Source organism: Legionella sp. 27cVA30 (genome assembly GCF_024160945.1).
In the GTDB taxonomy this organism is placed as follows: domain Bacteria; phylum Pseudomonadota; class Gammaproteobacteria; order Legionellales; family Legionellaceae; genus Legionella_A; species Legionella_A septentrionalis.
On sequence record NZ_JAMYXK010000001.1, the window covers coordinates 778639 to 805263 of the forward strand.

Below are 26625 nucleotides of genomic sequence, written 5' to 3' on the forward strand. Positions count from 1 at the left end.
ATTAAGGATTTTTCGTGCGTCAATCGAAACGGGTGTTGAGCGTTTTTTCACTGGTGATGATAAATGTCATCGCAGTAGACAGTTTGCGGACCTTACCCCTAACTGCAAAACTTGGCTTATCGCTGGTTTCTTATTATCTATTAGCAGCTTTTGCTTTTTTTATCCCTGTGGCACTGGTAGCAGCAGAATTGGCTACGGCTTATCCAGAAACCGGCGGAATTTATGTATGGGTACGCGAGGCCTTTGGCCGCCGCGCAGGATTTATTACTATTTGGTTACAATGGATTTATAACGTAGTATGGTACCCTACCATTCTTGCTTTTATTGCCGCCACATTTGCCTACCTGTTTGCCCCGCAATTGGCTAATCATAAACTGTATCTTTTAGCTACAATTTTAAGCTTGTTCTGGCTTTTTACCTTGCTCAATTGCTTCGGCATGAAAATTTCGAGCTTGATTAGCATCGTAGGCGCATCACTTGGGACGTTGCTGCCCATGATTGGTATAACCATTTTGGGAGTAATTTGGATAATCCAAGGGCGGCCAATGGAAACCGGATCAGCAAGCTGGCTCCCAGATTTTAGCTCGCTAGGAAACTTATCCCTGTTTTCGGCCGTATTATTCGGCTTATTGGGCATGGAAATGTCTGCCGTCCATGCTGAGGAAGTAAAAAACCCGCAACGTGATTACCCACGTGCGCTTTTTTACTCTACCATCCTCATCTTTTCTACTTTGGTTTTAGGTTCCTTAGCGATAGTGATCGTCGTCCCAAACAGCAAGCTTAGCGTTGTTTCCGGCTTAATTGATGCATATGCCATTTTTTTTAATTCTTATCATGTACCCTGGATGACTTCTGTCACCGCCGCATTTATTATCATTGGTGGTTTAAGTGGCGTTTCAGCCTGGATAATCGGGCCCACTAAAGGCTTATTGGTTTCAGCCCGCGATGGCTGTATACCCCCGGCTTTTGCCCGTATCAACCGCTACGGAGCCCCAGTGAATATTCTGGTTATTCAAGGATTGATTTTTACCGTGTTAAGCAGCGTATTTATATTGCTTGATTCCATCAATGCCGCTTATTGGATATTAAGTGACTTGAGCGCGCAAATGGCTTTACTAGTTTATGTATTTATGTTTTCTGCCGCAATAAAATTGCGCTATAAAAAACCGCATCAAGTAGGAGCGTATAGAATCCCTGGGGGTAACGTCGTGATGTGGCTCGTAGCAGGAATCGGGCTTTTATGTTGCCTTACCGCCATTGGGATTGGGTTTATTCCCCCGACGCAAATTCCTATTCAAAACAAATGGCTATTTGAAGCCTTTCTATTAGGAGGGTTACTATTGTTTGTCATATTACCGTGGCTATTTGCCAAAAAAAATGATGCTTAAACCGTAACTGTTCCTAATCGCCGGGTTTGTAATTTGTGTGCAAATTATCTTCTGCCTCTGATGGATCTTTGTGTTTTTGCATCTCTTGTTTATAAGAAAAAAACCTATCCCTACTATTTACCTTTGCGTCATTGTGGGAAACATTCTTTTCCTCTTCTGTATCTTGGGGAAGCACTTGTTCCCCTACGACTGTCTCATCGTTTGAAATATCATCCAAAAAATCTTCTAAACTGGCTATTGGTATAAGTTTTTCACCAATTTCTTCTTTATATTCCTGAAGTTTTATACATATGTTTTCCTTACTCTCTGCATCCATGTTCGCCTTAAAATCATGAAGTTTCAAAAGCATACTCTTTTTAAACTGCGCATCTTCGATTTCGTTTAATTGTTCCTCCAACTGTCCCACTTCTTGTAAAGCATTTTTTTTGTAATTAATAAACGATATTTGCTGACTCTTGCTTAATTTTTCCTGTAAAAAATTAAGCAAGAGTTTAATTAAAGTACCAATGCCAAGAAATGTTTTTTCTCCACTTTTTTGTTTATAAACATCAGCAACCTCCGCTGAAAAAATCATCCCGCCTGCTTGCAAAGTTCGCAGAATGCTTACATCCATTTGCTGGGCAGCACGGGGAGTTATAATAAATCCTTGCAGTAACAGTGGCGAAATTTTCGGCGAAACATGAATTAACTCATCAACTACATCTGCATGATTATTTTCTATGGCTTTTTTCAGACAAACAATTTTAACTTCATCGGTAAGTTCTTCTTGATATTCTTTAAATTTTTCCATAACTTGTTGAACACAAGCGACACTTCCTTGCTTAACTGCATCCAAAAGAATACGCTCGAGTGTTGCAAAAAATATTTTATATTTTTCTGCAGAACTTTTATCGCTTAAAGCTAAATACTCATCATGGGAACAACCTTTGTGGGATTCTGCAGTACAAAGTGTTTCTTTTACCAGCTCAGGATTCTCACTGATAATGGCGGCTTGCACAAATTTAAACACAGGTAAATCTTCTAATTTATCTTGGTAATGCTCATAAAGCATCTTAAAGCTATCCACCGGCCCTGCTACACAAACTTGTGCAAAAATTCGAGCGATAGTTTCTGCATCCGTCACCGTGAACTCTTTTAAAAGTTTTTTCAAGGCGGGTACATTGTTATATTGGCCAGCCTCTACTATCCAATTTTCCAATTCTTCTTGCTGGAATTCTTTATTTTTTTGCTGAGATTTTGTCTTTTCCAGTAAAACACCAAAGGCAATTTCATCATGCACTGCACGCAGCGCCAAGGCCATGGTATCAAATTTGGAAGAATACGTAGGAAATCCTGAATAAGCTTTGCGATTGTCTGGCTTATAATAGATTTCATAAAGGTCAGCTGCACCGGGAAATGCTCTGGGTTGTACTGCTTCAGGATGTCTTATTATGCGGACATTCAAACCCATGTTACCGAAAGGACGGTATTCAAAAACATTATAATGCAGTTCGCGGATAACGGCTTCTTCATTTTTAAATACTTTAAAACCAAAAAAATAATTTGGGTCATAAATCTTATACGAACCATCTTTTTCACGCGTGATGGCTATGGAGTGATTTGCACTGGAAACAATCATTCCTTCTTTTTCCGTACCGTCTTCACTTTGCAGATTAATCGACTTAAAAATTTCTGCCCAATTTTTATCACCAGTACTTAATGTCAAATTAAAGGAGGGATCTAGCGGCTGCCCATTGATCTTAAGCAATGCAGTGGAGCGTTGTTGCGCTACACCGCTCACATACTCAATTGGTTGATAAGCGAGAAGAACTTGGGTTGCAAAGTAATTGATATTAGACCATGGCTCACCGTCAGTGTTTTTTGCAGTAAATTGCCCCCATGCGATGCGATTGAGTATGTTTTCAAACTCTTTATCTTTATCAAGTATATGATACTTGACGAATACGCTGGCTAATCCATTACAAACCCCACCCGTATCAAATTGTAATTCCGCCTGGTTATTCTTTCTAAAGTGCCTGTTCACTCGCCAAATTAATAAATCTTGTAGCACTAAGCCCACAAAACCACCCGTTTTTTGCACATTTATTATTATTTTATAGCAGTTAGATTAAGGAATACTTAATACATCTAAGAAATTCATGAGAGTATTCCCGGCAAAATTAATGTCAGGATTCTTTACAAGAGTAACTATAGTGACTGTATTAAAAAAACTACAAGCTTATTTTTCGGAGCATCTACAGCCTCAGCAAGGTAATATGGCTCGATATGCATGACCCTTCCTTGCCCGGCTAGCGGTTACAATCCTGTTTATTCTCTTTTTACCACGCCGGTACCCGAACTTAAAGCCAAAGTGGGGCTGCCCTATGGTTTGCATGAGCCAAGGAAATGTGGTGATTAATGCAGGCTATATGGTAATGAATTATTTTGACGCTTTTCACTTTAATGACATCATACTGGCGCCTGTTGAAACCAGGACCAGTACTAATTTTGGCTTATATGGTCCTTAGCACGTATCAAATGGACTGCCATGCATAATCTATTCATCTCAAGATCATCTACCCAGGCCAAGTTGAGAGCCTGGATAGAGCGGGAATAGGATAATTAATCTTCGGGCAAAGACATCAAGCTTGCATTACCACCTGCGGCTGTCGTATCGACAGTATAAGTTCTCTCCAGGCACAAACGCTGTAAATAATGCGGACCACCTGCTTTTGGCCCTGTGCCTGATAAACCTTCGCCTCCAAATGGTTGCAATCCCACCACTGCCCCAATCATATTGCGGTTTACATAGCAATTTCCTGCATGCACTCGCTGGCGGATGTATTCGACTGTGCGATTAATACGGCTGTGGATTCCAAAGGTTAAACCAAATCCAGTGCTGTTTACTTGTGCAATCACTTCATCCAAATCACGGCGTTTGTATTTAATCACATGTAAAACAGGGCCGAACACTTCTTTGCTTAATGCGTTGATGTGTCCGATAGCAATCGCTGTAGGCGGCATAAAGTACCCTGCAGCACAGGTATTATCGAGCTGGCATTGATAAATCAATTCATGGTTTTCAATTATTAAATCAACGTGTTCTTTTAAGACAGCCAAGGCGTCTGCATCGATCACAGGTCCAATATCCGTGCACAACCACTGCGGATCACCAATTTTTAACTCCGCCATTGCTCCCTTGAGCAATTCAACAAAGCGCGGATATACTTCTTCCTGAATATAGAGTACGCGCAGAGCCGAGCATCTTTGCCCTGCAGAACCAAACGCGGAAGTCACGACATCCACCACAACCTGTTCTAACAAGGCAGATGAATCGACAATCATGGCGTTTTGTCCACCGGTTTCTGCAATCAAAGGAATAATTTCCCCTCCACGCGTGGCCAAGGTGCGATTAATATGTGCAGCAGTTTGGGTAGAGCCGGTAAAAATGACGCCTTTTACGCGCGGATCGGCTACCAAGGCAGCACCTATCGTCTCTCCAGGCCCAGGCAAATATTGCAATACACCTTGCGGAATACCAGCTTCCAGCATTAACTGCACAGCAAAATAAGCAATGAGCGGTGTTTGTTCGGCAGGCTTGGCAATAACGCAGTTGCCTGTAACCAATGCAGCCACCACTTGTCCTGTGAAAATAGCCAAAGGGAAATTCCATGGACTAATGCATAAAATAGTGCCGCGCGGATGCAGACTTAATTGGTTCAATTCGCCTGTATAGCCGTGCAGATGTAAAGGTTTGCCCATCAATTTTTCGGCTTGTCTTGCATAATAGCGGCAGAAATCAACTGCTTCACGCACTTCTGCCACCCCATCATTCCAGGTTTTCCCAGCTTCCAGACACGCAAGTGCCAAAAAAGTCGGCATATTTTTTTCTAAAAGGGTTGCAAAGCGATCAAGGCAAGCCGCCCGTTCATTAACGGATGTCGCTGCCCAACCGGGAGAAGCGGCAACCGCTTTGCAGAGCGCCAAATCAACATCTTCTGCAGTCGCATTAATTACCGTACCAGTTTTTTGCTTATGTCGCTGCGGGGAAGTAATGGCTTGGCCACCCTCCTTAAATTGCCGAGTTTGTCCAGCGATCACGGGACTCGCTTGCCAACCGGATAAATCCATTTCTGCATACTGTTGCTGCAATGAGGCAATATTTTTTCTATCTGTTAAATCCAATCCGGCAGAATTTTTGCGTTCGGGAAGGAAAATGGAAGCTGGAAGAGGGATGTTTTGATTTATTTTGCCCAGCAAATGTCTGGCTTTGCTTACTGGATCTTCAACTAATTCGCTAAGAGGCGCATTATCATCCACTATTCGATTCACAAAAGAAGAATTAGCTCCGTTTTCCAGCAGGCGCCGAACTAAATAAGGGAGTAAATCTTCATGGCTACCGACTGGCGCATAAATACGGCAAGGAATACCCATGTGACTGGCAGGAACGACTTGCTCATATAATTCCGTTCCCATGCCATGCAGGCACTGGAATTCAAAATCTCGATAATCGCCAACTAAATTTAGTATCAAGGCAACCGAATAAGCATTATGTGTCGCAAACTGCGGATAAATTACGTCTGTCATCGTCAGCAGTTTTTTAGCGCAAGCTTGGAAAGAAACATCTGTAAAAACTTTTCGCGTAAAGACTGGGTAATCCGGCAACCCCTGGGCTTGAGATTTCTTAATTTCACTATCCCAGTAAGCTCCTTTTATCAAGCGCACCATCATACGCCGCTTTTTCTTCCTTGCTATGTCTGCTACCCAGTCGAGCAGGTAAAAAGCACGCTTTTGGTAGGATTGGATAGCCATGCCAAAGCCATGCCAACCATCCAAGCTATGATCATTAAATACCCGCTCAATAACATCCAGCGAAAGTTCTAAACGTTCGGATTCTTCTGCATCAATGGTTAAGGCAATGTCATATTGTTTTGCTAACTGCGATAAAGCAAGCAGCTTAGGTGTCAATTCGGCCAGGACACGCTCGTATTGTGCCTCTTGGTAGCGCGGATGCAATGCAGATAATTTGATTGAAATCCCAGGGCTTCGATAAATATCAGAATGGTTCAATCTCTCTTTGCCGATTGCCTCAATAGCATTTTTGTAAGCATTAAAATAACGCTGTGCATCAATGGAAGTAAGTGCTGCCTCACCTAACATATCATAAGAATACCGATATCCACGTGCTTCTTTTTTCCTGGCCCGCGATATGGCTTCGTGGATGGTCCGCCCCATAACAAATTGCTTGCTCATAATGCGCATAGCTTTATCCACGGCAGCGCGCACCATACTTTCACTGCCGCGGCTAATGACTTTCATTAATGCCTTGCTCAAAATCGATTCTGCTTTTTCCGGGGCTAAAACTTTACCCGTTAGCATCAAAGCCCAGGTTGTAGCATTGACAAAAAAAGAATCGCTCTGTCCCTGGTGAGACTTCCAATCGGCAGCCACCAGCTTATCTTTTATTAAACTATCCATAGTGGCTTTATCAGGAACGCGCAACAATGCCTCGGCAAGGCACATCAAGGCGATGCCCTCATTGCTCGATAAAGCATACTCAGCCAAAAAAGAATCAATCCCTGTGTTATTTTTTCGCTCGTTACGTACTTTTTCCACCAGCTTTATCGCTGTCTGCCGAATTGCTGCTGTTTGATTCGCACCCAATTCTGCATTTTCCAAAAGGGCGGTGACAATGCTTAATTCTCCCGCACGATACGCCTCATTAATAGTTGCCCTAAGACCTTGCGGGATTTGTAAAGACCGTTTATCAAGCATGGTGCCTCCGAAAAAAACAATATTTCATATGACTGCGAAGAATAATTTAATTTGTCGAGAAAAACAAAACTCTATCTGGATTTTATTACATAAACCGGTATATTTGAGCAGCGTATTTCGCAGTAAAAGTGCAAATTTAATACTAAAAGATTCAATTTTAAGCAAAAAAACAGAATTAAATATAACCTATTTGATCAAAAAATATACCAAATGCCGCAATAATAAGTACAAAAAAAGTTATTTAAGTACTATAACCCTCTGAATTGTTTATTATTTCTCCCCAATGATCAATGAAAAACCTTCTGATTTTACTTTTGCCTAATTTGTCAATATAATTGCCATTTTTCTGAAATCAACAAGGCCTGTGATTTTAATTCGACTTGTTTGCAATGGTCAGGACAAGTCAAAAAACGACCTTGCTTTGTCAATCAAGTTGTGGTTCAAAATCACCTTTCACGAAAAGCCTACTTGGATTCAGATTTACCGCCTAAGGCAAAAACTAACTAGAAAATGGAGCATTATGAATACGATCTTAACTCTAATTTCAGTAGCAATGCTAACTAGCAATATGACATCCAGTGCACCACTTTTTGCTAAACCTGCATTACACCAACCCAAAGCAAGGCAACACTTGCAACCAAAAGCATTGGATATTAACGCTGAAGTAAATCAGTTAAGCCGCAAAGCACCTACACTCAACAAAAAGGTCCTCAAACTGGCCTTGGCAGCCTATCAAAAGGCAAAACAAAAAGGGGCTGTTAAAAAACCAGTACTTACCGTAATTGATTACTCACTCCCCTCTTCCAAACAACGCATGTGGGTATTTGACGTCAGTAAAGAACGTCTTTTATACAATACTTATGTTGCGCATGGTAAAAATTCAGGCTTGGATATACCGCATCATTTTTCCAACAAACCCTCCAGTAAAGCAACCAGCTTGGGTACATTCGTCACCCGCAACACCTACATCGGTTCAAAAGGCTACTCTTTGAATTTACAGGGGCTTGAAAAAGGGTTTAATGATAATGCCTTTAATCGGCGCGTGGTAATCCATGGCGCATGGTATGTAGAACCAAGCTTCATCAAGAAAGCAGGACGCGCTGGCAGAAGTTGGGGTTGTCCATCTATTGCGCAAACTTTAGCAAAGCCTGTAATCAATACCATCAAAGGCGGATCCGTAGTCTTTGCTTATTACCCGGACCGAAATTACCTGTCACGCTCTGGGTTTGCCGTAGCATAAAAAAAGCCAGGGATTTACCCTGGCTTCACAGTCTTCCAATCAAGACATACATGTCTTGAAAAAATCATCCTTGAAAATCAGATCCGTCTGATCAAAAATCCTTTTTTTAACAGACTTCCAATCCTTGAAAGTCTAAAATAAATCTAGCAGCAGTAATGTTCATATGCAACACAGCTTGGCAAATTAGTTTCTGAAAACCAGAGTATTTTCAAAAAAAAATCCCTTATAAATCAATGGGTTAATTAGAAATACAGAAGAAGAAATACATAAAATGAGAAATTTCTTGGGATAAAATGAGACATTTCTTGTTGGTATATAAGACATCCGTTGTGCGTTGTGCATGATACTGGGCTTATGCTAAGTTTAATTTTAATTACCCGGTAGGAAATTAGGAATGCAAACAAATTCAGCTCATGATACCGCTAAAAAAGAAAAACTGAAAACGATCGATTGGTTAATCGAACATTTTCCAGCCGCTTTTTTTAAAAAAGCAAATCAAGTAAGGCCTTTGAAAATTGGTATTTTTGACGACATCATCGATTTTTATGAACGCCTTGACGCGCCGCCATTTAGCAAAAAAACTTTACGTGAGGCATTAAACTATTACAGCGCCTCTCCAGCTTATCTTAATTGTCAAAAGGAAAATACAGCACGCGTCGACTTATTTGGCAACGAAGTAGACGTGGTCACCGGAGAACAAGCGAAATATGCCCAGCAGCGCTATCAGCAACGCTATCTGGACAAAAATCAAAGCTTGCGGCAAGCAAATAAGTAATTAATGGAAACTGAATCCTGCAGGGAAGCTGTACGGGTAAGCGGGTTATAACTCATTCCTGCTATTCCTACAGTTTCCATGCCGGCTTCGCGCACCATGGCCGCCAATTCGCTGGGTTTAATAAATTTTTTGTAGTCATGCGTTTGTCTTGGCAAAAGTTCCAAAACGTATTCAGCGGCAATTACCGCGCCAAGGTATGCTGCGAATGTTCTGTTAATCGTGGATAGGAATAAATATCCGTCTTGCTTTAATAAACGGGCACAATGTTTTATGACCAATTGTGGCTCAGTGACGTGTTCAAGCATTTCCATACAAGTGATTACAGCAAACGGTGCCTGGTCATATTCTTCAATAGGCATACAAAGGTAGTCTATATCTAGCCCGCTTTCCTGGGCATGGGCACATGCAGCATGAATGGCTTCCTCCTCCACGTCTAATCCGGTTACGTCTGCTCCCAACGCCGCCAAACCCTCCGATAAAATTCCTCCGCCACAACCTACATCCAATACGCGTTGTTCTTTAACATTTATAAATTTTTCAATGAAATTAATACGGGCAGGATTGATATCATGCAATGTTTTCAGAGGTCCGTTTGCATTCCACCATTGTGCGGCTAATTGTGAAAATTTAGCCACTTCTGCAGAGTCAATTGTGCTTTTTTTCATGAGACAGTAAATCCAAAGGTTTAAAGAAGGCTACTACATTGGGATTCGTGATAAAACTAAGATTATAAGGATGCTCTGCGATTAAACTGGAAAATAAATCAGATCCAGGGATTTCATTGGCTATCCTTCCGAATAACACCAGTTTCAATGATGGTTTTATTTCCGCCAATTGTAAAAACAACTGTTGAATAAAAGGTTTCCATTTACGCGCATGATAATTAACATCGCCTTTGCTATAAACCAGTGTGGCATTTAATAACAAAAACCCTTTATTCAGGAATGCATTGAATAATTCACTTGCTGTTTGAACATAGGAGGTTTTATTAAGCTTGGCAATTGCATTTTGCGAAAAATCTTGTTGTAAGTCACCGCGCGCGTATAATAACATTTTGATCCAGTTACGCAGCGAAGTTGCGCGGTTGACTTCTTTGCTTAAGCCTGTGCTACTCCATAAACTGCCCACCGCATTATCCCAGAAAGCAAAACCATTTGCAGATTCCGGGCGTGGATAAGGAGACTCACCCAACAATACATATTCGGTAGCAGCAAGTGGTATGCTAAAAGCCCTGAATATACATTCTTTGTTGGGCAAACAACTTCCCATTGTTTCCAATTCCTTTAAATAGTCAGGATCCACGTGACCTAGTGCTTTATCCAAAATGATATGCCACTGCGGATGAGCTTGCTTAAGCAAAGGATGCATGCGCTCTCCAAGTTCGAAATAACAAAGGCATTATATATACTCTCAGTGATTTTGCGAGCGTTAGAACATCGATTTATGCGCAGAGCAGGAAAGTGGATAACTCCTAATCGCCATTACTTGTTTGCGACTGTTGCAGCCACCCCTGAATGATTGCTTTTTTATTGTCCCAATTCAAAATCACATGCTTATTAAGCATTTCGCAATTCTCGGCAAACCACGGTCCAAAAACAAGAAGTATACCCGGCAGCCTTCCTGTAATGCATGAAGCAATTTCCTTGCGTACTTCTTTTAAGCAAACATCGCTTTGGCTTGTACAAGCAGTCACGACATCATCGGCTAACAATTGCCAGTTAGCCGGAGGAGGTACGCCAAGAAAATTTTCGTTCATGACTTGGGGTAAATAGATATTGACCACATCAGCAAAAAGAACGGGCTTTGTTTTTTGCCGGCACACGTCCTGTTCAAACATAGCAATCAAATCCCTGCCAGCTGCCTCAGCCTTTTTCACATTAACACATTGTTCAATTGTTACAGCGGCAAAGCTTGCTGCAGCATTAATACCCAGAACCATCATAAAAATCAATCTTGCCAATTGGATCATGCAAATCCCCGTAATAAAATGAACTTATTGTATAGCATAAACAATTGCGCGCTTGCATTCATGCATACGCAAGACTACTCTTTTGCCTTTAATGGACAATAATTAAGGGGAAATATGAGTACACAACCAACTTTCGGCGAATTTTGTTGGAACGAACTGGCAACATCTGACCTACAAGCTGCCAAAGATTTTTATGGCAACTTATTCGATTGGCAATTTGTCGATCATGACATGGGAAATGGGCAAACCTATACCATGATTAAGGCAGGCGGTGATGAGTTTGCCGGCATTTGGGAGATTTCCAAAGAGAAAGCCGGCCACGTTCCTCCGCATTGGATGAGTTATGTCCTTGTGCGCAGCATCGAAGAAAGCCTTAAGAAAGCGCAACAATATGGCGCTCAAATTCAAGTTCCCAATACACCTGTCGGCGATTTTGGGCAATTTGCCGTAATTATTGACCCCACGGGTGCACGCATTGCTTTATGGGAGTCATTAAGTCAATAATATTCTTAGGCGCTTTCCGGCTACCTGTCCGGGGGCGCACACCCATTTCAAATAATGTTTAGACCCTGACAGGGAGCAAATGGTGCTAAAATCATTATTGGAACTCTCCAAATTCATTCAGCATAACCAGCAAATCATGCTGGAGCAGCTGCATCAACTTTGTGAAATCAATTCAGGCTCATACAATCTTCAAGGCTTGCAACAGACCAACCGTGCCCTGCAATCTCTTTTTGCTCCCTTGGCCGAGGAGATGAATACTCTGCCTCCCATTGCAACTACTATCATTGACATGACTGGGGAAAAGACTGCTCTTATCTGTGGCGAAACATTATTTATAAGAAAACGCCCAGAATTAAAACGCCGCATTCTTCTTTGCGGACATATGGATACCGTATATGGCATTGACCATCCCTTCCAAAAACTGACTCATGTTGACGCTAACCGCTTAAACGGGCCTGGCGTTACAGACATGAAAGGTGGCTTAATCGTCATGTTACAGGCTTTAAACGCATTTGAACAAACCCCTCTGGCACATGAATTAGGCTGGGATGTGGTCATCAATGCCGATGAAGAAATCGGCTCTCCTTCTTCCAGCATTTTTTTAGATCAAATAGCCAATAACTATCAAGCTGCATTCGTCTATGAACCCGCAATGGATGAATTGGGTCAGTTGGCAAAAAATCGCCGGGGCAGTGGAAAATTCACTTTGGTAGCTATTGGCAAAGCCGCGCATGCGGGACGTAACTTTCACGAAGGACGCAATGCTATTTGCTATTTGGCAGAAATCGTGCTTGCCATTGACGCATTAAATGGTACACGGCCAGGCGTTACCATCAATGTTGGCAAAATATCAGGCGGTAGCGCTTTAAATATAGTTCCTGATAAAGCTGTTGCCAAATTAGATGTACGGATAAGCCAAGCAGAAGATGCAAATTGGGTGCATGCAAAACTTGATGAAATCACAAAAAAATTCCGACGCCACGATTATTTCCTGTCATGGACAGGAAGTTTCCATCGTCCGGTTAAACAGGTGAATCGAGCCACGCAGCGTTTATTTGAACGCATACAATCTATAGGAAAGCAGTTGGGATTAACCATCAATTGGCAAGATAGCGGCGGTTGTTGTGATGGGAATAACCTTGCACAGCATGGTTTACCTGTGATAGATACCTTAGGCGTGCGCGGTGGGCATATCCATACACCAGAGGAATTTATATTAATAGACAGCCTGGCGGAACGAGCTTTGTTAAGTGCCTTATTATTAGCCAATCTGGCAGAAGGCGGCCTTGAAGAATTACACGACTGAAGGTGTCACCATGATGTTATTTCGCAGTGCCAAAGAGAAAGATCTCGTCGCGATTTGCCATCTTGCGGAAGAAAGCGGCATAGGCATTACAACCCTTCCAAAAGATAAGGAATTATTGCGCAAACGTCTCTCCTGGGCTACGTATTCGTTCAATAAAACCGTTGAACATCCAGAAAATGAATATTATTTATTTGTAATTGAAGATTTGGATAAAAAAACAGTGGTGGGCACTTCAGCCATTGAAGCTTATATTGGACATGATTCACCTTTTTATTCCTATAAGGTTTCAAAACGCACACGTATGTGCCATTCCCTGAATATAAGAACGGATTATGAAGTATTAAGCCTGGTGAATGATTACCAGGGATGCAGTGAAATTTGCACGCTCTTTTTACGTCCAGATTATCGCCACACCAGCAACGGCTTGTTGCTCTCCCGCGCACGTTTCCTGTTCATGGCACAATATCCCGAGCGCTTCGCCACGACCGTAATTGCAGAAATGCGCGGAATTTCCGATGCTAAAGGCGACTCCCCATTTTGGGATGCAGTAGGCAGTCATTTTTTTCATATGAGCTTTGCAGAAGCGGATCGATTAACACTTTCTACCAATAAACAATTTATAGCGGATTTAATGCCAAGAAATCCGGTGTATATAAAACTTTTGCCCAGCGCTGCGCAAGCAGTCCTTGGTAAACCACATGAAACGAGTCTAGCTGCCATGAATATTTTATTGCGTGAAGGATTTCGTTTTAATCACTACGTTGATATTTTTGACGCAGGCCCAACTTTGGAGGCACCCAAAACCGCAATTCGCAGTACCGCAGCAAGCCGCGTTTACATTGTGAAAAATCTGATTGATGATGTATGCGGCAAGCGTTTTATCGTCGCCAATACGAAGCTCGATTTTCGTGCTACCATTAGTCAAGTTATTTTTAATGAAAACAATCATTGCATCCTCAGCAAAGAAACAGCTGAAATATTAGAAGTCCAAAGCGGTGATTCGGTTCGGATCGTGCCGCTGCAACTTGATGAAAACATCCTGTCAAACAAGGAAGGTTATGATAAACAACCTGCTAAAAAATAAGCCATCGCATTATATCAACGGGACATTTGTTGCAGGTACGGGCATGGCTCTTGATTCAATCAATCCGGCAAATGGCTCCAGTGTTTGGCAAGGCCGATTGGCAGCGCATGAAGAAGTATCCGCTGCTTTTGCAGCTGCAAGGCAAGCCTTGCAACACTGGGCAAATTTTCCTTTCGCCGAACGGGTCAAACGTGTGCAAAATTTTTCCCAGCATGTTGCAGCAAAACGTAAACAACTTGCTCAACTTATATCACTGGAAACAGGTAAGCCGCTTTGGGAATCCGATACCGAAGTCAATGCCGTGATCGGTAAAATTAGCTTATCTATTAAAGCATATGAAGAAAGAACTGCCGAAAAAAAAGTCAGCAATGCTGATGCTACAGGTTATGTTCGTTATAAACCCCATGGAGTGGTCGCGGTTCTCGGTCCATTTAATTTCCCGGCTCACTTGAGCAATGGCCATATTGTCCCGGCGCTATTAGCGGGCAACACCATCGTTTATAAACCCAGTGAGTTAACACCAGGCGTAGCGCAGCTTATTGCTGAATGCTGGCATGACAGCGATTTACCGGCCGGGGTTTTCAATTGCATACAAGGGGAGGCACAAGCCGCGAAAACTTTACTGAGCCAGGATATTCAGGGTGTTTTTTTTACAGGAAGCTATCAGACTGGATTAAAGATTCATCAACAATTCAGTGAGCGGCCTGAAGTGATCCTGGCCTTGGAAATGGGCGGCAATAATCCCTTAATTCTTGATGAAGTTAATAATATTAAAGCCGCACTTTATTATACCCTTTTATCAACGCTAATTACTGCAGGACAACGCTGTACTTGTGCACGCAGGCTGTTAATTCCGGATAGCCAGAAAGGGGATGAATTTCTTGCTAAGTTTATCAAGCTTTGTCAGCAAGTGAAGATAGGTAAGTTTAATGAACAACCTGAGCCCTTTATGGGGCCGGTGATTCGTTATGAACATGCCTTATCCCATCTCGCTGCACAAAAACATCTACAAGAAGCAGGCGGGATCTCTTTATTGCCCATGACTTTGCTGCGTGAAAACACTGGTTTTCTTTCCCCAGGGATTATGGACATGTCCAAAGTCAATAATCCGCCCGATACAGAAATTTTCGCGCCTTTTGTACAAGTTTACCGGTATCGGGATTTTGATGAAGCGTTAACTTTGGCGAATCAAACGCGTTACGGTTTGGCGGCAGGTTTGTTAAGCGATAATGAACACCATTATCAGCATTTTTTTGCCACAATACGCGCCGGCGTATTAAGCTTAAACAGACCGACAACAGGTGCTGCAAGCAATTTGCCGTTTGGCGGTATAGGCCATAGTGGTAATCACAGACCCAGCGCTTATTTTGCAGCCGATTATTGTGCCTATCCCATAGCAAGCCTGGAGCAAAGTGAATTACAACCCCCTGCACAATGGCTGCCAGGCATCCCTGGCGACGAAATACGATGAAGGTATATGAGCTTAATATGGATGGGCTGGTTGGCCCAAGCTATAGTTATGCCGGTTTGGCAGCGGGCAATATTGCTTCTACTGCAAACGCGTTTACCCTTGCTAATCCAGCCGCGGCAGCGCGGCAAGGCATTACAAAAATGCGCTTACTGCATCATTTGGGGATAAAACAAGCCTTGCTGCCCCCACAGCAAAGACCCAATTTGCATTTGCTAAGCCAGTTAGGCTTTACCGGCACTCCTGCAGAGCAAGTGCGCAAGGCCAAAATGACTGATCCAGGCTTATTAAGCGCTTGTTATTCTGCGGCCAGCATGTGGACCGCGAATACAGCCACCGTGAGTTCCAGTCTGGATACAGCAGATCAACGCGTTCATTTTACCGCAGCGAATTTAATTACGAATCTGCATCGCTGCCAGGAAGCTGATTTTTCAGCGAAACTATTAAAAAAGATATTTGCTGATGAACGGTATTTTCAACATCATGAATGCTTGCCACGCACCGTGACCATGGGTGATGAAGGGGCAGCCAACCATAACCGTTTATGCGCCGAGCATGGTGTGGCAGGGATAAATTTCTTTGTGTATGGAAAACAAGCATTGCCTGCTAACAATTCTTATCCTGCACCTTTGCGCTACCCTGCCCGGCAAACCCTGGAAGCGTCGCAAGCCATTGCCCGCAACCACCTGCTTAACCCGCAACGCGTTTTGTTTGCCTGCCAAAACCCCAAGGCCATCGATCAGGGGGTTTTCCATAATGATGTGATTGGCGTTGCGAATGAATTTGTCATGCTCTTGCATGAAGAAGCCTTGCTACACCAAAAGGAAACCTTGCAGCAGTTGAAAACCATGGCTGATTTTCCGCTCTGCCTTATTGAAGTGAATCAAAAACAAATTTCGATAGCGGATGCAGTTAATAGTTATTTATTTAACTCCCAGTTGGTCACTTTGCCTGCTGCCAATACCCGTGAAAAACACATGGCATTAATTTCTCCTATTGAGTGCGAGCAACATACACAAATCAAGTCATTTATTGACGCTTTATTAGCCGATGCCAGCAATCCAATAACCATGGCGCATTACATGGATTTAAAGCAAAGCATGCGCAATGGCGGAGGGCCTGCCTGCCTGCGGCTGCGTGTGCTTTTAAACGAAGAAGAATTGGCGGCCATGCATTCTGGTGTGATTGTAACCGATGCATTACTGGATACCCTGGAGATTTGGATAGACAAACATTACCGCCCGCAATTGCATGCCGATGAATTGGATGATCCAGCTTTAATCACCGAATGTTTTACCGCACTTGATGAGCTAACATCTATACTTGATTTAGGCTCTATTTACCCATTCCAATGCTAATATGTGGAAGACGCTAGCAGGACAATGTATTTTTGCAACGCCAAATGGGGCAAAAGTACATCAGAATTTATTCTATCGGTGGTTAACTTTAGGAAGCGACTCCCTGCAAAGTATGATCAACCGCCGCAACCCGGCAAAGCCTGGTTTAAGCTATATAAAGCATTTAACCTTTGCTGTCCGTACGCAACCTGCCGACTGTTGTCTGCTTGGCTTGGGAGGTGCCGGCGTTGCGCATGCGCTGGCGCCGCTATTCCCATCGCTTAGCATGCTTGCAGTAGAAAACAATCCGGAAGTCATCCATATAGCTTATAAGTATTTTATGGCTGGTGAAATCAAGAATCTGCACGTGTTGCAGGAAGATGCAAACTTGTTTGTGCAGCAACATACGCGGCGTTACCAGCATGTACTCCTTGATTTATATGAAGCCCACTCTTTCCCGTCGCATTGCAATACACCTAAATTTTTCAATGCTTGTTACAATTTACTGTATAAAAACGGCATCCTTGCCGTAAATCTAGCCAATATAAATGAACATTGGAGCATATTTCGTCACATTCATGCACAGTTTAATGGTAATTTAATTGCTTTACCGGTAAAAAACACAGCAAATTTAATTATCCTTGCCTGCCGTACTGCAACCTTATCGCCTTATTTAGAAACGCTTAGAAAAAGTGGGGAATTAAAAAAACTATTTTGGGAGCCTAGGTGGGGACATGTAGCAGAGATATAGCTTCCAGTATGAATATTAGCAAAATTTACAGCCTGGCCAGCTTAGCAGGGATGACCAGTCTGTATGTATTTATTGTATTACCAGATTAAATTTCCATTAAATCTTTTTCTTTCTCCGCCAAGACTGCATCCACTTCGGCAATGTACTTGTCAGTCAACTTTTGCACTACTTCATTGGCACGGCGCTCATCATCTTCAGAAATGGCTTTCTCTTTAACCAAATCTTTCAGTTGGTTGTTTGCATCGCGACGGATATTCCTTATGGAAACGCGTCCTTGTTCTGCTTCCGCCCGGACGATGCGAATCATTTCTTTACGGCGCTCTTCCGTCAAAGCAGGCATGGGAACGCGTATAGCTGTACCAGCAGTAGCAGGATTTAAACCGAGATCTGAATTTAAAATCGCTTTTTCAACTGCAGCAATCATGCTTTTGTCCCAAGGAGTAACCATCAATGTGCGTGCATCGCTGCTGGTTACATTGGCTACCTGGTTTAACGGGGTAAGACTGCCGTAATAATCAACTTGTATATGATCAAGAAGGCTTGCATTGGCTCTTCCGGTACGGATTTTAGCCATTTCATGCTGCAGCGATTCCACGGCCTTTTTCATGCGCTTTTCAGCGTCGCGTTTGATATCCTCACTCATGGTTTGCTCCTATGATAGTTCCAACCCGCTCGCCGGTAACAATTTTCTTTAATGCGTTGGGTTCTGACATATTAAACACTTGTAATGGCATCCCTTGCTCCTGACATAAGCAAATTGCGGTTGAATCCATCACTTGTAAGCCTTGACTTAACACGTCGCGATAAGTTAAGAAATCATAGCGTATCGCTTCCGGATTTTTAAGAGGATCAGCTGAATAAACGCCGTCAACTTTTGTTGCTTTCAATACGATATCCGCCCCTATTTCAATTGCCCGTAAACAAGCAGCCGAATCCGTTGTAAAAAAAGGATTGCCTGTGCCTGCAGCAAAAATGACTGCATGTCCATTACGCAAATGCGTCATTGCTTTACGGCGGTGGTATGGATCGACAACTCCAAGCATTGGGATAGCCGACATAATACGCGCAGGTAAATCAATGCGCTCAAGCGCATCACGCAAAGCCAAAGCATTCATCACAGTCGCCAGCATACCCATGTGATCGCCGGTAACCCGTCCTAATCCTGCCTGCGACAATGCCTTGCCGCGAAATAAATTCCCACCGCCAACAACTAAACCAACCTCAACGCCCATTTGGATAAGCTCGGCAACTTCTTTAGCCATCCTATCCAAAATAGCAGGATCGATACCAAATTGTGCTTTGCCCATCAAGGCTTCGCCGCTGCATTTTAATACTATGCGTTTATATTTTAGTTTTGGTTGATTGTCATTCATGAAAGTTCACTCGTAAAAAAGCCCCAAATTTGCCGCAGAATAATTACCATCTACAGCAAGGGGGCTTAATATCTAAAAAATGTAAGAATCAATTAATGACGAAACTTATTCTTGGTCGCGAACTTGTGCCATTACTTCCGCAACAAAGTTATCTTCCTTCTTCTCGATTCCTTCGCCAACTTCGAAACGCACAAAAGAAGTCACTTCTGCATTTTTCTCTTTTAACAATTGCCCAACTTTCTTGTTTGGATCTTTTACAAAAGGTTGGCCATGCAAACTGACTTCATCGATAAATTTACTGATGCGGCCTTCAATCATTTTATCAACGATCTCTTGCGGTTTACCGCTTTCACGAGCCTGTGCCTGGAATATTTCACGCTCATTTTCAATCGCATCGGCGGGAACCTGCTCACGGCTGACCACAATAGGACGGCTTGCAGCGATGTGCATGGCAATGTCTTTTGCCAGGTTTTCATCTCCACCTTTCAATGCAACCAACACACCAATTTTACTGCCGTGCAAATAATGGCCGATAACGCCATCGCATTCCATCGGATGCAAACGACGCAGTTTGATGTTTTCGCCGATTTTTGCAATTAATTCTTGTCGTGCCTGCTCGACTGTACTGCTACCGCCGGCCAATCCTTCATTCGCTATGGCATCCACATCTTTTGCTTGACTGTTTAACGCTGTTTCTGCAGCCTGGTTGGCAAAATTATTGAAATTAACGTCACGTGCAACGAAATCGGTTTCGCTGTTTACTTCCATCATCACAGCACGGCGACCATCGGCAGCGCGTGCAATTACGATTGCACCTTCTGCAGCAATACGACCTGCCTTTTTATCTGCTTTGGCTTGACCAGCTTTACGCATTTCCGTAATTGCTTTTTCTATATCACCTTCTGTTTCAATCAAGAATTTTTTGCATTCCATCATACCTGCGCCGGTGAGCTCACGCAGCTTCATAACTAATGCAGCACTGATTGTTGCCATATTCTTCTCCGTATCATCAAATTTGTAGCGGAATTGCGTTATTGGGAAAGTTTACATGTATCCCTTCACCCCTAATAAGGTTGCCGGCTACAGTATTTCGTTATCAGTTTAAACTAGTAGTCTAAATGAACAGGGATAATAAAAATTAGACTATGTACATTAGTGAGCATAAGCAAATTATGCTCACTAATGCCGTAGGAAAGAATTATTCTTTTCCTTCCTTTTCAGTAGGAACTTCAACAAATTCTGCATCCGCTGACATGTTACCTACTGTATTGCCCCTTTGCGCATCAATGATGGCATCCGCAACGCAGCGAACATAGATATCAACTGCACGCATGGAATCGTCGTTACCCGGAATGACGTAATCCACATTGTCTGGATCATTGTTGGTATCTACAATACCAATAACGGGGATTTTCAGCCGACGGGCTTCTTCTACAGCAATATGCTCAAAACCGACATCCACTACAAACAAGGCATCTGGTAAGCCGCCCATGTCTTCTATACCACCAAGGCTGCGCTCAAGTTTTTCCAGTTCACGAGTCAACATCAACGCTTCTTTTTTAATCATGTGATTAAACGCACCATCATCACGCATTTTCTTCAATTCTTTCAAACGGAAAATAGATTGGCGAACTGTTTTGTAGTTGGTTAACATGCCACCCAGCCAACGATGATCAACATAAGGCATGCCACAACGTCTAGCTTGTTCGCGGATGCTTTCTTGAGCAGCTCTTTTGGTGCCCACAAATAAAATTTTTGCCTTGTTAGCAGCTAAACGACCAATGTAATTAAGCGCATCGTTTAACATGGGCATGGTTTTTTCTAAATTGATGATGTGGATTTTATTGCGGGAGCCAAAAATGTACTCAGACATTTTAGGGTTCCAAAACCGGGTACGGTGACCAAAATGTGCACCTGCTTCCAATAATTCACGCATACTTACAGACATTTATATTCTCCAGGGTTAGGCCTCCACACTTCCCATACGACACCCGCAAGACTTTGCTAAAGCAAATCCTCAGGACCCTATCGCATGTGACGAAGCGTGTGTGTAGTTAAAGCGCGGGAATCATAGCACAATCAACGGGTGGCAGCAATTTATATTGAAGACAAGTCATTTACATGACCTATAAGTTCTTGCAATGATGGCTTATTACCTCTTCATCACTTATCTGTACCAGCCTTATATCTTGGCAAATCTGGAATTATGTCTATACTAAGTGCGTCACGGTTTACTCTTTGTAATTGCCGTGCAAAGAGATAATTTTATAAAGAATAAATAATCAACCTAAGGAAGATAAACATGATGAAACAAATTATTTTATTGCCATTGCTTGCCCTTTCATTGGCATTTAGCCCGGTTACTTTTGCTAACAAAGGTGATGGTCACTGCACGTGCATGCATATGAAAAAGATGATGCAAGAGCTTAACCTGACGCCCGAGCAGCAAACCAAAATCAAGGAAATTAAAGATAATGCAAAATCCAATATGCAAGCCAAGCGCGAAGAAATGATGTCCCTGAAGAAACAAATGAAAGAGCTTGTTCGTTCAGAAAAAATGGATGAAGCAAAGCTTGATCAATTGATTAACCAGAAAAAAGAATTAATGGCTTCTAAAATGAAAGCTAAGATCATGATGAAAAATCAAATTTACAATGTTTTAGATGCTCAACAAAAAGCAAAATTTGCTGCCATGATGGACAAGTGGGAACAAGAGAAATCCCAAGAAATGGATGATGATTCTCACGACGATTAATCCATCTGTTTAGCGTAGAGGCAGGATTCTGCCTCTACGTGTTTTTTGATTACCATCAGTATATATTGCCAAAATTTCACACCACTGCGACACTTCTCCAGCATCAATTTAGCAAGCAAAGTTGCCGTTGGAATAAAACCAGCATCCATCTACTCTCCCTAAGCTATCAGTTAGGGCTCATGCTGTGGCTTGCTTCTGGTTCGGCATCCACCTTTTTAACCTGAGAAACAGAGAAGAAAGTGTGGCCAGAACTAAAAAAAGATGCAGGACTCTGATGAAATGCCTTCACTTTGGCTTTAAATTCTGGAGTAGATCCGCGTTCCATGTTGCCCAGAATATAGGAAGGATTATCAAAACATGGATATCTATCACAGTTAGGGGGGTATGGCACGAAAGGGGATTCACGATTTGAATTTACCGGTTCATCTTTACATAACCAGCGAAAAAACCGGTTTTTAACTGCTTCACCCTGTGTGCCAATCATCATGTTTATGATTTCGCCATGAGGTTTGATTTCTTTTTCAAATAATTCCACACAAGTGTTAAACATTAACCGCCAGCTATTTTGCAGCGTTCCCTCTTGCATAAACTCAGGGTGTTTTTCAAGTACCCAGTACTCATCATAGCGGACAGCTGTCGGGGGTAACTGCTGGCTAGGCAGAGCAGAGTGAAGCTCTGTATTTTGCCTGCGTAAATTCGGAAAAAAAGATTTACTCCTGGCAAAATGATAAAGCTCCACGAATGCAGAAAAAGCGCCTTCGTGTCCTAAATTTTGATTCTGGCGATGAGTAGAACACAACAAACTATAAGCCACATCTTGCATGCCGTCTTTTTTAACTGCATCTTTAACGGCATGGATGAAATAGAGAAAATTATGAGCTGACTTTGTAAACAATGAATTAAATTCATTAAGCAACTTCGGTTCTTTCCAATCTTCCTCACAAGTAAATTTACTTTGTAATTTTATAACTTCAAAGAATAATTCTTCCTCGGCCCCATGAAATTCTTCCAATTTATCATTCTGGTTATCTGCTATGACATTATTATGTTCCACCAACGCTTGCTGTTGGGGATTAAGGACCTGGAAAGGAAACAATAAATGATTAATTTTTTCAACAATAAAAGCAATCGGATTAAAAAGTAAATACAAAAAAAACAGAGGGATTTTATAAAAAAAATTGTCTATCGGCTCACGCTTTTCAACAGCATAGGAATCTCCGTAAGCCCAATAATGATAATCCAAACCAAAAAGCTTCTCCTTCGGCCATCTTAAAAAACGAATGAACCATTTTTCATAATATTGTCTCATGAGCATTTCCAGAGTTTTTAATAGCTTAATTATAGCAATTTACGTGCAATAGTTAAATATTTGGGCAGAATCGACAAAGATATTTCATACGTGCCTGCGTGGGGGCACAACATAACTCTATTTTAAATATCTTTGGGCCGCTCTTGCACTACTGGCCAAACCACTGATTGCCTTAGACTCGCCGAATTGCTCTTTACTTGCTTTAACCATGAGAATAAGCTGGCAAAGTAAGATTCTGCTGTTCCTTTCATTATGTTATTATTTAAGTTTTTGCGGATTTAACTATGGCAGTAACAATTAAAACAGCGGATGAAATTGAAAAAATGCGGGTGGCTGGACGCCTGGCGGGCGAAGTATTGGAGATGATTGGCCCGCACGTGCAGGAAGGTATTACTACGGATGAATTGAATTCCATTTGCCATGATTATATTGTAAATGAACAAAAAGCGATCCCTGCCCCTTTAAATTATAATGGTTTTCCCAAATCCATTTGTACATCGATCAATCATGTTGTCTGCCATGGCATTCCCGGCAAAAGAGCATTAAAAAACGGTGATATCATTAATATTGATATCACCGTCATTAAAGATGGCTATCATGGCGATACCAGCAAAATGTTCTTGGTTGGCACCCCTTCCATCAAAGCAGCGCATGTGGTTAAAATCGCCCATGAATGTCTTTTTATTGGCATTGACCTGGTAAAGCCTGGGGTTCGCTTGGGAGATATCGGACATGCGATTCAGCAGCATGCGGAAAAAAACCGCTGCTCAGTCGTACGTGAATATTGTGGCCACGGGATTGGCCGTATTTTTCATGAAGACCCGCAAGTCTTGCACTACGGGACGCCAGGAACCGGGGAAGTATTGCGCCCAGGCATGACTTTTACCATCGAACCGATGATTAATGCCGGTAAATATCAAACTCGCCTGCTGCCTGATAATTGGACGGTTGTCACGAAAGATCACAGCCTTTCAGCACAATGGGAACATACTTTACTGGTGACTGAACATGGAGTTGAAATCCTCACTTTACGGAACGAAGAACGATAAACTTTCCTTAAAGCAGCGCCTTAAGCAATTCAAGGAAGAGTTGCGGCAAGAGTTTTTGCAAAAAACAAACATTGTTTCACTTACGCAAAAGCTGGTTACAGGGATTGATGAATTATTGGGAATTCTCTTCCATAAGCATGAACTTGGGCAAAACAATGCGATTTGTTTATTAGCTTTAGGAAGTTATGGTCGGCGTGAGTTGCAACTTTACTCGGATATTGATTTGTTATTGTTGCATGAGGAGCCGACGGATCAAGCTCTCATACAACGAGCCCAATTATTCATCCAGGATTGTTGGGATACAGGACTTGAAGTGAGTCACCAAATTACAACGGTGGCTGCTTGCGCTGAATTGGCCAACGAGGATTTGAGTGTTATTTCAAGCATTCTCGATATGCGCTTGCTGTTTGGGCGCAGCGCTTTAATGGAAGAATTAACATACAAGACTCATCCCCTGCACATGTGGCGAAGCGAAGATTTTTTTTTCGCCAAACAAAAAGAACAGGGGCAGCGTTATGCCAAATACGGAGAAACCGCCTACAACCTTGAACCGAATGTCAAAAACGGGCCTGGCGGATTACGCGACATCCAAGTTTTGGCTCATATCAGCAAGCGCCACTTTGCTGTCAAACACTTCTCAGATGGTATCCACTACGGGTTTATTACTTCGAAAGAATATGAAGAGCTGATGCATTGCCAGCATTTTTTGTGGCGCATTCGCTTCGCTTTGCATTTAATCGCGCAAAAAAAAGAAGATCGCCTGCTATTTGATCATCAAATCAAATTGGCTGCTTTGTTTAATTATCAAGATAATGCCGAATCCCTCGCCATTGAACAATTTATGAAAGCTTATTTTAAAATACTCAAGCGTAGCCGTGAATTAAACGAAATGCTGCAGCAATGGTTTGCAGAAACCATTGTTTACCACCAGAAGCAAAAACTCATTCCTTTAAATGAGTCCTTCCAGCTAGCCAATGATTACATCGAAATAAAGCATGCCAAGCTGTTTGCGCAAAAACCATACACGCTTTTAGAAATTTTCTTGTGGATTGCCAAAACTCCTGACATTGACGGTATTCGGGCCAGTACCGTGCGCCTGATTAGGCAACATCTTTATTTAATTGATAGACGATTTTGTGCATCCACAATTGTAAAAAAAATATTTCTTGAAATCTTTCAAACTGAAAATAATCCTTACAATGCTCTACAGCTTATGAGCCGCTATGGTGTACTGGATTACTATCTTGAAGCGTTTGCCATGGTCACCGGTCAGATGCAATATGATCTTTTCCATGTTTTTACGGTGGATCAGCATACTTTATTCGTTATCCGCAATCTGGGGCGGTTTTTAGAATCAAACTATGCACGGCAATTCCCTTTATGCAATCAGCTTATGTCGCAGCTGCCCATGCGCAATATAATTTATCTTGCCGCCCTTTTTCATGATATTGCAAAAGGACGCGGTGGAGATCATTCTCTCTTGGCTGCCGAAGAAGCAAAAAAGTTTTCGGAACTGCATGGATTAAGTAAAGCGGACAAAGAGCTTTTGATATGGCTGGTTTGCAACCATCTTTTAATGTCACATACTGCCCAACGCAAAGATATTTATGACCCAAAAACCATTCAACAATTTTGCAAACAATTTCCTGAAGAACATTATCTTGATTATCTTTATCTGTTAACCGTGGCAGATATTTGCGGGACAAACCCGGGATTGTGGAACGCATGGAAGGATTCATTGCTAAAAGAATTATATTTCAATACAAAGCAAGCCATGCAGCAGAAAAAAACTTTACTGGATGAAGCAGCTTTAGTTGCTTCGCGCCAAAAAGAAGCATTAACTATTTTATCGGCAGAACCTATTCAGAAAGAAAAGGTAAATCAATTATGGCAATTTTTTAAAAGCAAATATTTTTTACACGAATCTTCTGAAGTGATTGCAAGGCACACAAAAGCTATCTTAACTTGCGAACAATTTCCATTAGTCATGATCATGCCGCATCACAGCCAGGGAGGGACGGAAGTATTCATCTACATGCCGCATCGTGATGAACGCTTCACCGTGACCACTACAGTACTTAACAATCATCATCTCACCATTCAGGAAGCAACCATTTTAACTTGCGACAATCAATTTGATTTAGATACCTACATTATTTTGAATGAAAATGATCAAGCATTCCTCGATGAGCAAAAAACAGTGCAAGTCCAGCACGATCTAACCAAGCAATTGCATGCTAAACATCTTCCCAATATTTCCCAACGGCGGATCTCAAGAATCCAGGCGCATTTTAAATTAAAACCTCAAATTACCTTTACCGAAGATGAAGAAAACAACCTCACGTGCCTGTTTCTAATCACTGCGGATAAACCTGGCTTGCTGGCAAGAATCAGCCATGTGTTTCTGCGGGAAAAAATTCACTTGCACAGCGCTAAAATTGCGACTGCCGGGGAGCGAGTGGAAGACATGTTTTCAATAACGAATCCTCTTGGGATGCTGTTAACCCAGGAAGAACAAAACACACTTCGCCACAAGCTTATTGTGGAAATAAGCAACATGTGA

At 42.2% G+C, this 26625-nt stretch carries 25 protein-coding genes; 14 read left to right on the forward strand and 11 right to left on the reverse strand.

Going from position 1 to position 26625, the window contains the following annotated elements; genetic code table 11:
- Positions 1 to 14 precede the first annotated feature (14 nt).
- Positions 15 to 1388: an APC family permease gene (locus NKV53_RS03510; RefSeq protein WP_126954326.1), complete on the forward strand. Its 1374-nt coding sequence runs from the start codon at positions 15 to 17 to the stop codon at positions 1386 to 1388.
- A gap of 13 nt (positions 1389 to 1401) precedes the next feature.
- Here the strand turns inward: NKV53_RS03510 and NKV53_RS03515 are convergent, their stop codons facing one another.
- Complete coding sequence (locus NKV53_RS03515) at positions 1402 to 3447, reverse strand: hypothetical protein (protein ID WP_126954325.1); 2046 nt, start codon at positions 3445 to 3447, stop codon at positions 1402 to 1404.
- Between the two features lie 210 nt (positions 3448 to 3657).
- Between NKV53_RS03515 and NKV53_RS11890 the strand changes: the two genes are divergently transcribed.
- Positions 3658 to 3786 carry a hypothetical protein gene (locus tag NKV53_RS11890; protein WP_256478740.1) on the forward strand — a complete coding sequence of 43 codons (129 nt, stop codon included), beginning with the start codon at positions 3658 to 3660 and terminating at the stop codon, positions 3784 to 3786.
- Positions 3787 to 3802: 16 nt separating this feature from the next.
- Positions 3803 to 3895: a hypothetical protein gene (locus NKV53_RS12000; RefSeq protein ID WP_371923168.1), complete on the forward strand. Its 93-nt coding sequence runs from the start codon at positions 3803 to 3805 to the stop codon at positions 3893 to 3895.
- 94 nt (positions 3896 to 3989) lie between these two features.
- On the opposite strand, the gene putA is transcribed toward NKV53_RS12000, so the two are convergent.
- Positions 3990 to 7142: a bifunctional proline dehydrogenase/L-glutamate gamma-semialdehyde dehydrogenase PutA gene (gene putA / locus NKV53_RS03520; protein WP_126954324.1), complete on the reverse strand. Its 3153-nt coding sequence runs from the start codon at positions 7140 to 7142 to the stop codon at positions 3990 to 3992.
- A gap of 520 nt (positions 7143 to 7662) precedes the next feature.
- Here putA and NKV53_RS03525 point away from each other — a divergent pair.
- Both NKV53_RS03525 and NKV53_RS03530 read left to right on the forward strand, forming a co-directional pair.
- Entirely contained in the window at positions 7663 to 8382 is a 720-nt protein-coding gene (locus tag NKV53_RS03525; protein WP_126954323.1) for a murein L,D-transpeptidase catalytic domain family protein, read from the forward strand.
- Between the two features lie 394 nt (positions 8383 to 8776).
- Complete coding sequence (locus NKV53_RS03530; protein WP_127032595.1) at positions 8777 to 9157, forward strand: ProQ/FINO family protein; 381 nt, start codon at positions 8777 to 8779, stop codon at positions 9155 to 9157.
- On the opposite strand, the gene ubiG is transcribed toward NKV53_RS03530, so the two are convergent.
- The 3 genes from ubiG to NKV53_RS03545 all read right to left on the reverse strand — a co-directional run bounded on the left by ubiG (position 9130) and on the right by NKV53_RS03545 (position 11126).
- On the reverse strand, positions 9130 to 9822 hold the full coding sequence (ubiG, locus tag NKV53_RS03535; RefSeq protein WP_126954321.1) for a bifunctional 2-polyprenyl-6-hydroxyphenol methylase/3-demethylubiquinol 3-O-methyltransferase UbiG: 693 nt from the start codon (positions 9820 to 9822) through the stop codon (positions 9130 to 9132). The genes NKV53_RS03530 and ubiG overlap by 28 nt on opposite strands.
- Positions 9803 to 10525 carry a uracil-DNA glycosylase gene (locus tag NKV53_RS03540; RefSeq protein ID WP_126954320.1) on the reverse strand — a complete coding sequence of 241 codons (723 nt, stop codon included), beginning with the start codon at positions 10523 to 10525 and terminating at the stop codon, positions 9803 to 9805. The genes ubiG and NKV53_RS03540 overlap by 20 nt, the downstream gene beginning before the upstream one ends.
- A gap of 103 nt (positions 10526 to 10628) precedes the next feature.
- Entirely contained in the window at positions 10629 to 11126 is a 498-nt protein-coding gene (locus tag NKV53_RS03545) for a hypothetical protein (RefSeq protein ID WP_253350693.1), read from the reverse strand.
- 114 nt (positions 11127 to 11240) lie between these two features.
- Here NKV53_RS03545 and NKV53_RS03550 point away from each other — a divergent pair, with 114 nt between their 5' ends.
- The 6 genes from NKV53_RS03550 to NKV53_RS03575 all read left to right on the forward strand — a co-directional run bounded on the left by NKV53_RS03550 (position 11241) and on the right by NKV53_RS03575 (position 17576).
- Positions 11241 to 11630, forward strand: coding sequence for a VOC family protein (locus tag NKV53_RS03550; RefSeq protein ID WP_126954318.1), 390 nt, complete (start codon positions 11241 to 11243; stop codon positions 11628 to 11630).
- Positions 11631 to 11712: 82 nt separating this feature from the next.
- On the forward strand, positions 11713 to 12936 hold the full coding sequence (locus tag NKV53_RS03555) for a hydrolase (protein ID WP_371923169.1): 1224 nt from the start codon (positions 11713 to 11715) through the stop codon (positions 12934 to 12936).
- Between the two features lie 10 nt (positions 12937 to 12946).
- Positions 12947 to 14020, forward strand: coding sequence for an arginine N-succinyltransferase (locus tag NKV53_RS03560; protein ID WP_126954316.1), 1074 nt, complete (start codon positions 12947 to 12949; stop codon positions 14018 to 14020).
- Positions 13995 to 15491, forward strand: coding sequence for a succinylglutamate-semialdehyde dehydrogenase (gene astD, locus NKV53_RS03565; protein WP_127032592.1), 1497 nt, complete (start codon positions 13995 to 13997; stop codon positions 15489 to 15491). Before NKV53_RS03560 ends, astD begins: the two co-directional genes overlap by 26 nt.
- Positions 15488 to 16846 carry an N-succinylarginine dihydrolase gene (gene astB / locus NKV53_RS03570; protein WP_253350695.1) on the forward strand — a complete coding sequence of 453 codons (1359 nt, stop codon included), beginning with the start codon at positions 15488 to 15490 and terminating at the stop codon, positions 16844 to 16846. The genes astD and astB overlap by 4 nt, the downstream gene beginning before the upstream one ends.
- Before the next feature lies 1 nt (position 16847).
- A complete protein-coding gene (locus NKV53_RS03575; RefSeq protein WP_126954313.1) occupies positions 16848 to 17576 on the forward strand; it encodes a spermidine synthase in 729 nt (242 codons plus the stop codon).
- A gap of 85 nt (positions 17577 to 17661) precedes the next feature.
- Here the strand turns inward: NKV53_RS03575 and frr are convergent, their stop codons facing one another.
- The 4 genes from frr to rpsB all read right to left on the reverse strand — a co-directional run bounded on the left by frr (position 17662) and on the right by rpsB (position 20897).
- A complete protein-coding gene (gene frr / locus NKV53_RS03580; protein WP_126954312.1) occupies positions 17662 to 18219 on the reverse strand; it encodes a ribosome recycling factor in 558 nt (185 codons plus the stop codon).
- Complete coding sequence (gene pyrH / locus NKV53_RS03585; RefSeq protein WP_126954311.1) at positions 18212 to 18949, reverse strand: UMP kinase; 738 nt, start codon at positions 18947 to 18949, stop codon at positions 18212 to 18214. Before pyrH ends, frr begins: the two co-directional genes overlap by 8 nt.
- Positions 18950 to 19054: 105 nt before the next feature.
- Positions 19055 to 19942 carry a translation elongation factor Ts gene (gene tsf, locus NKV53_RS03590; protein ID WP_126954310.1) on the reverse strand — a complete coding sequence of 296 codons (888 nt, stop codon included), beginning with the start codon at positions 19940 to 19942 and terminating at the stop codon, positions 19055 to 19057.
- A gap of 205 nt (positions 19943 to 20147) precedes the next feature.
- On the reverse strand, positions 20148 to 20897 hold the full coding sequence (gene rpsB / locus NKV53_RS03595; protein WP_126954309.1) for a 30S ribosomal protein S2: 750 nt from the start codon (positions 20895 to 20897) through the stop codon (positions 20148 to 20150).
- Positions 20898 to 21251: 354 nt separating this feature from the next.
- On the opposite strand from rpsB, the gene NKV53_RS03600 reads away from it, so the two are divergent.
- Complete coding sequence (locus tag NKV53_RS03600; protein WP_126954308.1) at positions 21252 to 21704, forward strand: Spy/CpxP family protein refolding chaperone; 453 nt, start codon at positions 21252 to 21254, stop codon at positions 21702 to 21704.
- Here NKV53_RS03600 and NKV53_RS03605 read toward each other — a convergent pair.
- The gene (locus tag NKV53_RS03605) at positions 21701 to 21853 is read right to left on the reverse strand and encodes a hypothetical protein (RefSeq protein WP_158614988.1); all 153 of its coding nucleotides are present in this window, start codon (positions 21851 to 21853) and stop codon (positions 21701 to 21703) included. The genes NKV53_RS03600 and NKV53_RS03605 overlap by 4 nt on opposite strands.
- 17 nt (positions 21854 to 21870) lie before the next feature.
- The gene (locus NKV53_RS03610; protein ID WP_253350697.1) at positions 21871 to 23013 is read right to left on the reverse strand and encodes a hypothetical protein; all 1143 of its coding nucleotides are present in this window, start codon (positions 23011 to 23013) and stop codon (positions 21871 to 21873) included.
- 284 nt (positions 23014 to 23297) lie between these two features.
- Here NKV53_RS03610 and map point away from each other — a divergent pair, with 284 nt between their 5' ends.
- Positions 23298 to 24062, forward strand: coding sequence for a type I methionyl aminopeptidase (gene map, locus NKV53_RS03615; protein WP_126953568.1), 765 nt, complete (start codon positions 23298 to 23300; stop codon positions 24060 to 24062).
- The gene (glnD, locus tag NKV53_RS03620; RefSeq protein WP_253350699.1) at positions 24022 to 26625 is read left to right on the forward strand and encodes a [protein-PII] uridylyltransferase; all 2604 of its coding nucleotides are present in this window, start codon (positions 24022 to 24024) and stop codon (positions 26623 to 26625) included. The genes map and glnD overlap by 41 nt, the downstream gene beginning before the upstream one ends.

Coding starts and splice junctions, on each gene's coding strand:
- NKV53_RS11890 (WP_256478740.1), top strand. CDS start 3,658: ATGACCCTTCCTTGCCCGGCTAGCGGTTACAATCCTGTTTATTCTCTT.
- NKV53_RS12000 (WP_371923168.1), top strand. CDS start 3,803: ATGAATTATTTTGACGCTTTTCACTTTAATGACATCATACTGGCGCCT.
- putA (WP_126954324.1), bottom strand. CDS start 7,142: ATGCTTGATAAACGGTCTTTACAAATCCCGCAAGGTCTTAGGGCAACT.
- NKV53_RS03525 (WP_126954323.1), top strand. CDS start 7,663: ATGAATACGATCTTAACTCTAATTTCAGTAGCAATGCTAACTAGCAAT.
- NKV53_RS03530 (WP_127032595.1), top strand. CDS start 8,777: ATGCAAACAAATTCAGCTCATGATACCGCTAAAAAAGAAAAACTGAAA.
- ubiG (WP_126954321.1), bottom strand. CDS start 9,822: ATGAAAAAAAGCACAATTGACTCTGCAGAAGTGGCTAAATTTTCACAA.
- NKV53_RS03540 (WP_126954320.1), bottom strand. CDS start 10,525: ATGCATCCTTTGCTTAAGCAAGCTCATCCGCAGTGGCATATCATTTTG.
- NKV53_RS03545 (WP_253350693.1), bottom strand. CDS start 11,126: ATGATCCAATTGGCAAGATTGATTTTTATGATGGTTCTGGGTATTAAT.
- NKV53_RS03550 (WP_126954318.1), top strand. CDS start 11,241: ATGAGTACACAACCAACTTTCGGCGAATTTTGTTGGAACGAACTGGCA.
- NKV53_RS03560 (WP_126954316.1), top strand. CDS start 12,947: ATGATGTTATTTCGCAGTGCCAAAGAGAAAGATCTCGTCGCGATTTGC.
- astD (WP_127032592.1), top strand. CDS start 13,995: ATGATAAACAACCTGCTAAAAAATAAGCCATCGCATTATATCAACGGG.
- astB (WP_253350695.1), top strand. CDS start 15,488: ATGAAGGTATATGAGCTTAATATGGATGGGCTGGTTGGCCCAAGCTAT.
- NKV53_RS03575 (WP_126954313.1), top strand. CDS start 16,848: ATGTGGAAGACGCTAGCAGGACAATGTATTTTTGCAACGCCAAATGGG.
- frr (WP_126954312.1), bottom strand. CDS start 18,219: ATGAGTGAGGATATCAAACGCGACGCTGAAAAGCGCATGAAAAAGGCC.
- pyrH (WP_126954311.1), bottom strand. CDS start 18,949: ATGAATGACAATCAACCAAAACTAAAATATAAACGCATAGTATTAAAA.
- tsf (WP_126954310.1), bottom strand. CDS start 19,942: ATGGCAACAATCAGTGCTGCATTAGTTATGAAGCTGCGTGAGCTCACC.
- rpsB (WP_126954309.1), bottom strand. CDS start 20,897: ATGTCTGTAAGTATGCGTGAATTATTGGAAGCAGGTGCACATTTTGGT.
- NKV53_RS03600 (WP_126954308.1), top strand. CDS start 21,252: ATGATGAAACAAATTATTTTATTGCCATTGCTTGCCCTTTCATTGGCA.
- NKV53_RS03605 (WP_158614988.1), bottom strand. CDS start 21,853: ATGGATGCTGGTTTTATTCCAACGGCAACTTTGCTTGCTAAATTGATG.
- NKV53_RS03610 (WP_253350697.1), bottom strand. CDS start 23,013: ATGAGACAATATTATGAAAAATGGTTCATTCGTTTTTTAAGATGGCCG.
- map (WP_126953568.1), top strand. CDS start 23,298: ATGGCAGTAACAATTAAAACAGCGGATGAAATTGAAAAAATGCGGGTG.
- glnD (WP_253350699.1), top strand. CDS start 24,022: ATGGAGTTGAAATCCTCACTTTACGGAACGAAGAACGATAAACTTTCC.